The sequence below is a fragment of the Isoptericola sp. NPDC056134 genome, from assembly GCF_042264825.1.
Lineage (GTDB): Bacteria > Actinomycetota > Actinomycetes > Actinomycetales > Cellulomonadaceae > Isoptericola > Isoptericola nanjingensis.
In genome coordinates, this window is record NZ_JBHJVM010000047.1 from 1 (window position 1) to 9,432 (window position 9,432).

The following is a 9,432-nucleotide window of genomic DNA, read 5'->3' on the forward strand; positions in this document are numbered from 1 at the left end:
AGAGAAGGGACGGACCGAAAGCGGCTTCGGTCCGTCCCTTCTCTATCTCGCGGGTCCGGCTTCTCTATCTCGGCGGGTCCTCGCGGAGGACGACGACGTCGGTCGGCTCCAGGTGAAGGGGCTCCCCCGCCTCGATCCGGCGACCGGTGAGCAGGTCCGTGCCCGAGGCATGGGCGGCGACGTCGACGGCGACGCCGGCGTGGTTCAGGACGAACGCCGTCCGCGCGCCGTCGGCGCCCTCGCGGACCGCCAGCTCGACGTCCTCGGCGTCGGCGTAGGGCCCGACGAGGCCGTGCCGGGCGAGGACGCGGCGCACCACCCAGCCCGTGCCGGCGTCGTCGAGGGCGGTCGCGACGTACCAGGCCTCGCCGCCGTCCTCCCCGTCGTCCGGGCCTCCGGGGCGGTGGCGCGTGACCGCGGGCGTGCCCGCGTAGAACTCCGAGCCGTACGTGCCGACCACCTCCGCGCCCTGCGGCACGAGCACCTCGAAGACGAGCGCGGCGTCGGAGACGACGTCGTCGCCCGTGCCGTCCTTCAGGGTGACGGGGTTGGTGACGCCCGGCTCGGCGGAGTCCGTCTCCTCGACGCGCACGCCGAACGGCCGACCGAGCGGGCCGGGGGCGTCCATGAGGAACGCGTTCGCGTCCTCGTCCGCACGGCCGGACCAGTACGACGCGAGCACCGAGCCGCCGCGCGCGACCACGCCCTCCAGCCGTTCGGCGACGTCGCCCTTGAGCACGTGCAGCATGGGCGCGAGCACGACGTCGTAGCGGGCCAGGTCCGCGGTGACCCGCACGACGTCCACCTGCGCCCCCGCCTGCCACAGCGCGCGGTAGTAGGCGAGCACCGTGTCGACGTAGCGCGCGTGCCGGTTGAAGCCGTCCGTCATCTCCGCGGCCCACCACGAGTCCCAGTCGAAGAGCAGCGCCACCCGGGCCGGGGTGCGCGCCCCGAGGACGGCGTCGCCCAGCGCGTCGAGCTCGGCGCCGAGGGCCGCGACTTCCCGGAACGCGCGGGTGTCCGTGCGGCCGGCGTGGTCGAGGACGGCGCCGTGGTACTTCTCGCACGCCCCCTTCGACTGCCGCATCTGGAAGTACAGGACGGCGTCCGCGCCGTGCGCCACCGCCTGCCACGACCACAGCCGCAGCACGCCGGGTCGTTTCACCGGGTTGACGTCGCGGGAGGCGGTCATGGTCGGCGTCTGCTCCATGACCCAGAACGGCGCGCCGTCCTTGAGCCCGCGCATGACGTCGTGGGCCAGGGCCATGCGGGCGTGCTCCCGCTGGCCGGGCGGGTAGTTGTCCCACGACGCGAAGTCGAGGTCCTCGGCCCAGCGGTGGTAGTCGATCGGCCGGAACATGCCCATGAAGTTGGTCGTGACGGGCGTGGTCGCGTCGTGCTCGCGGATGCGCGCCTTCTCGTCGCGATAGTTCGCCAGCATCGCGTCGGACATGAACCGCCGGTAGTCGAGCGTGATGCCCTGGAAGGCCGTGTGGTCCGGCCCGCGCCAGTGCTCGCTAAGCATGTTCGGGGGCACGACCTGCTCCCAGTCGCTGAACGTGTGCGACCAGAACGCCGCGTTCCAGGCGTCGTTCAGGCGCTCCAGCGTGCCGTACCGCGCGCGCAGCCACTCACGGAAGCCCGCGGCGCACAGGTCGCACCAGCAGCCGCCGTCGAACCCGCCGTACTCGTTGCCCACGTGCCACGCGACCAGCCCGGGCGTGCCCGCGTAGCGCTCGGCGAGGCGCCCCGCGAGCTCTGCCGACAGCCGCCGGTACACCGGCGAGCTGGGGCACGCGTTGTGCCGCTGCCCGTACACGTGCCGCCGGCCCTGGAAGTCGGTGCGTTCCACCTCGGGGTGGCGGTGGGCGAGCCACGGCGGCAGCGCCCCGGTCGACGTCGCGAGCACGACGTCGCGGCCCGCGGCCACGGCGCGCTCGACGATCGCGTCGAGCAGCGCGAAGTCGTACGCGTCCTCGTCGGGCTGCAGCGTCGCCCAGGAGAAGACGTTGAGCGTCACCGTGTCGATCGACGCCAGGTCGAACGCGGCGTGGTCGGCCTCCCACACCTCCCGCGGCCACTGCTCGGGGTTGTAGTCGCCGCCGTAGCGGATCTTGCGTCCGGCGGGCAGGTGGGCGGACATGACGACGTTTCCTCCGGAGGTCGGTGATGCGGGTCAGGCGACGAAGCGTGCGCGGACGTCGTCGAGCACGGGCTGCGCGACGCGCAGCAGGAAGGCGAGCCACGCGGCGGCGACGACGGCGAGCACCAGCTCGCCCGCCACCCACACCACGCCGCCCGCCACGACGACGAGCGCGAGCAGGCCGACGGCGACGAGCGGCCGCCGGCCCAGGTAGTAGGCGGACAGCCGGGCCACGTCGCGGGCCCGGAAGGAGAACAGGGACGCGAGCACCAGCGCCTGCACCGCCCAGAGCAGCACGCCGAGCCCGACCAGGCCGAGCACGACGGCGTAGGCCGCGGAGATGCCGGCGGCCTCGCGGTGCAGCACCGACGTGAGGACGACGCCGAGCACCGCCGTCGCCGGCACCCACAGCCGCAGCGCGTCGAGCCAGCCCAGCCGCAGTCCGCGCACGAACGTGCGGCCCGGCACGGGCTCGTCGGCACCCGCCCGCGCGTGCAGGGCGAAGAGCCCCGCGGCCAGGAACGGGGCCGCCGGCACCAGGCACAGCGGCACCAGCAGCGCGTTGCCGGTGGACCGGTCCAGGAGCGCGAGCAGCACCAGCGTGGGCACGCAGCCCAGGGCGACGAGCGCCCCCACGACGGCGTACCAGTAGACGCGAGCCGTGATCCGGCCCAGGACGCCGTCCCCGAACTCACGGGGCGCCCCGGCCGCCGCCGCCATCAGGACACCTCCCCGGCGCGGTCCTGCTCTCGGCTGTGCTCTCGACCGAGGATCCGTGCGTCGTCGAGCCAGGACGGCGTCTCGTCGTGCACCGGGTCGATCTCCACCAGCGTCACCTCGTGCCGGGCGAGCGTGAGCGCCAGGTCGACCCGGCCGCCCGACACCTCGAGCGAGGTGTGCGAGCGCCCCGGCACGGACGCCTCGTGCAGCAGGTCGAGCTGCCGCGCGGTCGGCGACGCCGGACGGCCCAGGTGACGCCACGCGCTGAACGCGTTGCCCTCGTCGTCGTTCACGCGCGAGCGGTGCACCGACGCCCGGCGCACCGCGGCGCCGCCGACCGGGACGCTCAGCCGCAGCTCGTGCCGGTCCGCCTCCGAGGCGTCGTCGGTGCCGCCCACGGGCTGCCAGGCCAGCACCGTCACCCGGCCGCCGCCGTCGCGCGTCACCAGGTGGTCCAGGCCCCGGTGCAGCACGTCCCCGCCCATCCGCGCCATGAAGGCGTAGAGGTGGAACACCGGCTTGCGCAGCTGCCGGTGCCCCAGCATCCCGAAGCCGCCGTGGAAGACCGACGTCGGCACGTTCTCCTCCTCGAAGACGTCGCAGAACGTCCAGTAGGAGAAGGAGTCGACGAGGTCGCCGCCCTCGGAGAGCACGGGCGCCAGCGACGCCGCCTGGTAGGCCGTGTCGTGCACGGGGTTGTCCGGGCGGTAGCTGGTGCTGAACTCGGTGACGTGGGCGGGCAGCCCCTCCAGGCGGGTGCCCGCCAGCAGCTTCGCCGGGGCGGCGAACTGGTCCAGCAGGTTCCGGGGATGCCGCAGCGTCTGGTAGGTGCCGAACGGCACGTGCTGCGCGGGCCCGCTCGTGTAGGCGTGGAAGGACATGAAGTCCACCGGGACGTCCCGGCGCTCGACGAACTCCGCGAACGGTGCCCACCACTCGTCCGCGCCGGGGGAGATCGCCGGCCCGCCCACCTGCAGGTCGGCGTCGACCTCCTTCACGGCGGCCGCGGTGACCTCGTAGAGCCGGAGGTACGCCTCCTGCGACGCGCCCTCCCAGAACTGCACGAGGTTCGGCTCGTTCCACACCTCGACCGGCCACCGCCGCACCTCCTCGAGGCCGTAGCGGTCGATCGCGTGCCGCAGCACCGCCTGGACGAGCGCCGCCCACTCGCGGTGGTCGCGCGGCGGCGTGACGTTGCCCTTCCACCAGAACACGGTCTGCTCCCCCGACGCGAGCGCCGACGGCATGAACCCGAGCTCGAGGAACGGCCGGATGCCCTGCGCGAGCCACGCGTCGAGGACCTGGTCGGCGTAGGTGAACGCGTACCGCGTGCCGCGGTGGCCCGCCGCGTCGTAGGGACGGTGGATCCCGACGTCGTCGGACAGCAGGCCGTGGCCCCGCACGTGGCGGAACCCGATCTCCCGCTGCACCACGGCGAGCGAGTCCTGGTAGTCCTGACGCAGCGCGAGGTTGAGGCGGCCGGTGCCGACGCACCGCCGCCACGCGTCGGAGAGCGTGGCGGCGGGCGCGTCGGGGACGACGGTGGTCAGGGCTCAGCCCTCCTGGCGCGCCAGGGCGGTGTTGACGGTCTCGACCAGCTGCGTGGCGCCGAGGCCCTCGATCTCGGCGACGTACGCGTCCCAGTCGTCGAGCGAGCGCTGGCCGGTGATGAAGGCGGCCGTCGCGGACTGGACGGCGTCCTTGAGCTGCGTGTCGAGCAGCGAGTTCTGCTCGAGCTCCATCTCGTTGAGGCGCGGCGCCGGGGCCACCGGCAGCACCTCCTTGGCGTCGAGCACGGACCTGGTCCACTCCTTGACCTCGTCCGACATCACGGACTCGAGCAGGTCCTGCGTGGACCCGTTCGCCAGCAGGAACACGCCGTTGCTGTAGCCGAAGTCGGTGTTGAGCTTCTTCGGCGCGCCGGCGTTGATCGCGTTCCAGCTGATGTCGTCGTTCAGCGTGCGGGTGCCGTCCGAGTCCTTCGAGTACGTCTCGCCGTCCACGCCCCACTGGGCGAACTCGATGCCCTCGTCCGAGTAGTACTGCCAGTCGACGTACTGGAGCAGGGCCTTGAAGTACGGCTGCTCCGCCGCCTTGCTGGAGATCATCAGGCCGCTGGAGAGCTGGCTCGCGGCGAGGTTGCTGCCCGCCGGGCCGCCCGGGATGGTGAGCAGCCGGGTGGTGATGTCCTTCCCGCCGTCCTTGATCGCCGTGCGGTACGCCGTGATCTCCTGCGTGTTGCTCGTGACGGCGGCGGACTTGCCGGACACGAACTTCTGCCGGGCCTGGTCGTCGGACTGCGTGATCTCCGGGTCCATGACGCCCGCCTCGACCCAGCCGTGCACCGTCTCGAGGAGCTGCTTGTACTCGTCGCTCGTGCCGTTGAAGACGTACTCGCCGGAGTCCTGGTCGAACCAGGTGTTGTTGTAGCCCCAGCCGCCGGCGGCGCCGAAGTTCGGGCCCATGACGTTGAGCAGCGCGCCGAGCGTGGTGGTGTCGGTCCAGCGGTCGGAGTAGGCGTAGTCGAGGCCGGGGTTCGCCTCCTTGACCTTCGCCAGGTCCTCGGTGAACTCGTCCCACGTGGCAGGGTCCTCGGTGATCCCCGCCTTCTTCCACATGTCGTCGTTGATCATCACCGTGTACTGGACGTCGGGGATCTCCCGCAGGCCCGGCAGGATGTAGTACTTGCCGTCGTCCTGGCGCAGGTTGTCGATCTCGTCCTGCAGGCCCCAGTCCTCCACCTTCTGCGCGAAGTTCGGCATGTACTCGAGGTAGTCGGACACCGGGAGGATCGCGCCGCCCGAGACGAACTGCGTCTCCTGGCCCGGGTACGTCACGGGCATGAGGTCCGACGCCTCGCCCGACCCGATGAGCAGCGCCTTCTTCTGGTCCCAGTCCGCCAGGGGGACGTCGGTGCGGGAGAACGTCACGTTGCGGTCGTCCTCGAGGTGCTGGAAGACCGACCAGTCGTCCTGCACCTCGTAGTCCGGGTGGTCGCGGTACATCAGCGAGAGCTCCACCGGCTCGGTGGCCTTGAACGACGTGCCCGCCGCGAAGTCCTCCATCGCGCCGACGGAGTGCTCCGCGTCGATGGTGGCGGCCGCGTCCGGGCTCGCGCCGTCGCCGCCGTCGTCGTCTCCCCCGCTGCCGCAGGCAGAGAGGCCCAGGGCCAGGGTGGTCAGCGACACGGCCGCGACGGCCGCCCGCATCCGGGTGTTCCTCATGTCTTCTCCTCGTGTGACGAGCGTCGTCGCTCTCGAGCGGGATGTGGTGCGTGCGGTGCGGGTGATGGCCGGCCCGTCAGCCCTTGACGGAGCCGAGCATCACGCCGGAGACGAAGTACCTCTGGATGAAGGGGTAGAAGCAGATGATCGGCAGCACGGTGAGCAGCATCGTCACGGACTGGATGTTCGCGCCGATCTGCACGGCGTCCTGCGTCGGGTCGGCCGCCGGCGACGCCGCGGCGATCATGTTCCGCAGGTAGACGGTGACCGGGAAAAGCTCCTTCTGGTCCAGGTAGAGGAAGGCGTTGAACCACGAGTTCCACAGGCCGACGGCGTAGAACAGGGTCATCGTGGCCAGCACCGCCTTGGACAGCGGCAGCACGATCCGGAAGAAGATCCCGTACGTCGTGAGGCCGTCGATCGCGGCCGCCTCCTCGAGGTCGCTCGGGAAGTTCTCGAAGAACGACTTCATGACCAGGAGGTTGAACACCGAGATGGCGCCGGGCAGCACGATCGCCCAGAGGGTGTTCCGCATCCCCAGCACGTCGGCGACGAGGATGTAGTTCGGGATCAGGCCGCCGCTGAAGAACATCGTGAAGACCGCGATGCCGATGAAGAACGTGCGGCCCTTGAGGTGGCGGCGGCTCAGGGCGTAGGCGTACGGGGTGGTGAGCGCCATCGACACGAACGTGCCGACCACCGTGTAGACGACCGTGTTCTTGTAGTTGGTCCAGAACATCGCGTCGCCCATGACGTACTGGAACGTCTCGACGTTGAAGCCCCGCGGCAGGAGGTTGACCTCGCCGGCGGCGATGAAGCCCTCCGAGGAGAACGCCTTCGCCACGAGGTTCACGAACGGGTACAGCGTCACGGCGCACACCAGGAGCAGCACGACGACGTTGACCACCTTGAAGGTGCGGTACCCGGCCGTGTCCTTGACGGTCGTGGCCTCGGTCCGGACGGCGGCGAGGTCGGGGGTGGGCATGCCGGTCACCACAGCGAGGCTCCTACCGTGCGGCGCGAGACGAAGTTCGCGGTGAGGACGAGGACCAGACCGATGAGCGCCTCGAAGAGGCCGATCGCCGTGCCGTAGGAGAACTGGGCCGACTGGATGCCCACGCGGTACAGGTACGTCGAGATGACGTCCGCCGTGGAGTAGATCAGCGGGTTCTGCAGCAGCAGGACCTTCTCGAACCCGACCGCCATGAAGGAGCCGATGTTGAGGATGAGCAGCACCATCATCGTGGGGCGGATGCCCGGCAGCGTGATGTGCCAGGTCTGCTGCCAGCGGTTGGCGCCGTCGATCCGGGCCGCCTCGTAGAGCTGGTCGTCCACCGTCGTCAGCGCGGCGAGGTAGAGGATCGTGCCCCATCCGACGGTCTGCCAGACCTCCGAGCTCACGTAGATGGAGCGGAACCAGTCGGGCTGCTGCATGAACGCGATCGCGTCGCCGCCGAACGCCTCCACGACCTGGTTCACCGTGCCGCTCACGGCGGTGAGCTGCAGCACGAGGCCCGCGACGATGACGATCGACATGAAGTGCGGCAGGTACGAGATCGTCTGCACGATCTTCTTGAAGCGCCGCGAGCGCAGCTCGTTGAGCATGAGCGCGAGGACGATCGGCAGCGGGAAGCAGATCACCAGCGTCAGCAGGCCCAGGATCACGGTGTTCCCGAACACCTGCCAGAACTGCTGGTTGTGGATGAACATGTCGAAGTAGTAGAAGCCGACCCACTCGTCGCCCAGCGGGCTGCCGCCCGGGCGGAACCGGCGGAACGCGATGACGTTCCCGATCATCGGCACGTACTTGAAGATCAGGAAGAACAGCACCGGCAGGACGACGAACGAGTACAGCCGCCAGTCCTTGCGCAGCGCCTGGCGCCACGTGGTGCGCGTCCGCCGCCGCGGTTCGTCCCGCGGTGGTGGTGACAACGGTGCGTCGTCGATCGGTGGGACGGTCGTCACCATCCCTGCGGCCTGCGCCATGAGTCCCCCAGCCGTCACGTCGTCGTGCGGTCCGCCGGTCGCAACCTCGCGCCGACGATCCGAAAGTTTCGTCATTGAAAACGTTCTCCAACTGCGCCGAGAGTAGGGGGAGCCTTCGGTGATGGTCAAGCGCCCGGCCGATCACGGTCTGATCACGGCACCTGGAAACGTCGAGAGCACGCCCGACGTCGTGTACGGTCGAGCCGAAACTTGCGGTCGATCGATCGAGCGCGACGCCGCGCCATGACAGGACGGACGATGAGCACCCCCACACCGCAGGGCACGACGCCGACGATCGCCGAGATCGCCCGGGAGCTCGGCGTGTCCGCGCCCACGGTGTCCAAGGTGCTGAACGGCAGGACCGACGTCGCGCCGGCCACCCGCGACCGCGTGGAGGCCGCGCTGGAGCGCCACCGCTACCGGCGTCGCCGGGCAGCGACCCCACCGGTCGGCGCGGGACTCGTGGACCTCGTCTTCCACCGGGTGGGCTCGGCGTGGTCCACGGAGATCATCCGCGGCGTGGAGGACGCCGCCGCGGCCGCCGGGGTGAGCGTCATCCTGTCCGAGCTCGGCGGGAAGCACCGCCCGCCGTCCACCTGGCTCGAGACGACGCTCTCGCGCCCGCCGCTGGGCGTGCTGCTCGTCGCGGCCAGCCTCAGCTCCTCGCAGCGGCCGCGCCTCACCACGCGCGGCATCCCCTACGTCGTCATCGACACCGACGGCGAGCCCCCGCCCGACGTGCCCACGGTGGGGTCGGACAACTGGAGCGGGGGGCTCGCGGCGACGCGGCACCTGCTCGAGCTGGGGCACCGGCGCATCGCCGCGATCTCCGGCCCGGGCACCATGCTGTGCGCCCGCGCACGCCTCGACGGCTACCGCACGGCGCTCGAGGAGGCCGGGATCGGCTTCGACCCCGCGCTGGTGCGGTCGGGGAACTTCGAGGTGGAGTCCGGCTACCGCTCCGGCAGCGAGCTGCTCGACCTGCCCGAGCGCCCGACCGCCGTCTTCGCCGGGTCCGACATGCAGGGGATCGGGCTGCTCCGGGCGGCGCAGGAGCGCGGCATCTCCGTGCCGCGCGACCTGTCCGTCGTCGGGTACGACGACCTGCCCCTCGCGAACTGGACCACGCCCGCGCTCACCACCGTGCGTCAGCCGCTGGTCGAGATGGCGACCACGGCCACCCGGCTGCTGCTCGACCTCGCCCGCGGCGAGACGCCGATGGCCCGGCGGGTCAACCTCGCCACCGGCCTCGTCGTCCGGGAGTCCACCGCTCCCCCGCGAGATAGAGAACCCCGGTCGCCGAGATAGAGAAGCGAATTCCACGAGATAGAGAGGGGCGGACCGAAGCCGGCTTCGGTC

Annotated in this window: 7 protein-coding genes; 1 reads left to right on the forward strand and 6 read right to left on the reverse strand. The window is 70.9% G+C overall.

Features of this window, described 5'->3' with window-relative positions:
• Positions 1 to 64: 64 nt before the first annotated feature.
• From ACFCZN_RS20920 to ACFCZN_RS20945, 6 genes are all read right to left on the reverse strand, one after another.
• A complete protein-coding gene (locus ACFCZN_RS20920) occupies positions 65 to 2,143 on the reverse strand; it encodes a beta-galactosidase (RefSeq protein WP_430558037.1) in 2,079 nt (692 codons plus the stop codon).
• Positions 2,144 to 2,176: 33 nt separating this feature from the next.
• A complete protein-coding gene (locus ACFCZN_RS20925; protein ID WP_429765803.1) occupies positions 2,177 to 2,863 on the reverse strand; it encodes a DUF624 domain-containing protein in 687 nt (228 codons plus the stop codon).
• Entirely contained in the window at positions 2,863 to 4,413 is a 1,551-nt protein-coding gene (locus ACFCZN_RS20930; protein ID WP_430558041.1) for a xylan 1,4-beta-xylosidase, read from the reverse strand. Before ACFCZN_RS20930 ends, ACFCZN_RS20925 begins: the two co-directional genes overlap by 1 nt.
• A 3-nt stretch (positions 4,414 to 4,416) precedes the next feature.
• The gene (locus ACFCZN_RS20935; RefSeq protein ID WP_430558038.1) at positions 4,417 to 6,087 is read right to left on the reverse strand and encodes an extracellular solute-binding protein; all 1,671 of its coding nucleotides are present in this window, start codon (positions 6,085 to 6,087) and stop codon (positions 4,417 to 4,419) included.
• 76 nt (positions 6,088 to 6,163) lie between these two features.
• Positions 6,164 to 7,072: a carbohydrate ABC transporter permease gene (locus ACFCZN_RS20940; protein WP_429765805.1), complete on the reverse strand. Its 909-nt coding sequence runs from the start codon at positions 7,070 to 7,072 to the stop codon at positions 6,164 to 6,166.
• A 5-nt stretch (positions 7,073 to 7,077) separates the two neighbouring features.
• On the reverse strand, positions 7,078 to 8,055 hold the full coding sequence (locus tag ACFCZN_RS20945) for an ABC transporter permease (protein WP_430558039.1): 978 nt from the start codon (positions 8,053 to 8,055) through the stop codon (positions 7,078 to 7,080).
• Positions 8,056 to 8,331: 276 nt separating this feature from the next.
• Here ACFCZN_RS20945 and ACFCZN_RS20950 point away from each other — a divergent pair, with 276 nt between their 5' ends.
• Complete coding sequence (locus ACFCZN_RS20950) at positions 8,332 to 9,381, forward strand: LacI family DNA-binding transcriptional regulator (RefSeq protein WP_430558040.1); 1,050 nt, start codon at positions 8,332 to 8,334, stop codon at positions 9,379 to 9,381.
• The last annotated feature ends 51 nt before the right edge of the window (positions 9,382 to 9,432 follow it).

Bases quoted from the DNA above. Each gene is read 5' to 3' on its own strand.
- ACFCZN_RS20920 (WP_430558037.1), bottom strand. From the start codon at position 2,143: ATGTCCGCCCACCTGCCCGCCGGACGCAAGATCCGCTACGGCGGCGAC.
- ACFCZN_RS20925 (WP_429765803.1), bottom strand. From the start codon at position 2,863: ATGGCGGCGGCGGCCGGGGCGCCCCGTGAGTTCGGGGACGGCGTCCTG.
- ACFCZN_RS20935 (WP_430558038.1), bottom strand. From the start codon at position 6,087: ATGAGGAACACCCGGATGCGGGCGGCCGTCGCGGCCGTGTCGCTGACC.
- ACFCZN_RS20940 (WP_429765805.1), bottom strand. From the start codon at position 7,072: ATGCCCACCCCCGACCTCGCCGCCGTCCGGACCGAGGCCACGACCGTC.
- ACFCZN_RS20945 (WP_430558039.1), bottom strand. From the start codon at position 8,055: ATGGTGACGACCGTCCCACCGATCGACGACGCACCGTTGTCACCACCA.
- ACFCZN_RS20950 (WP_430558040.1), top strand. From the start codon at position 8,332: ATGAGCACCCCCACACCGCAGGGCACGACGCCGACGATCGCCGAGATC.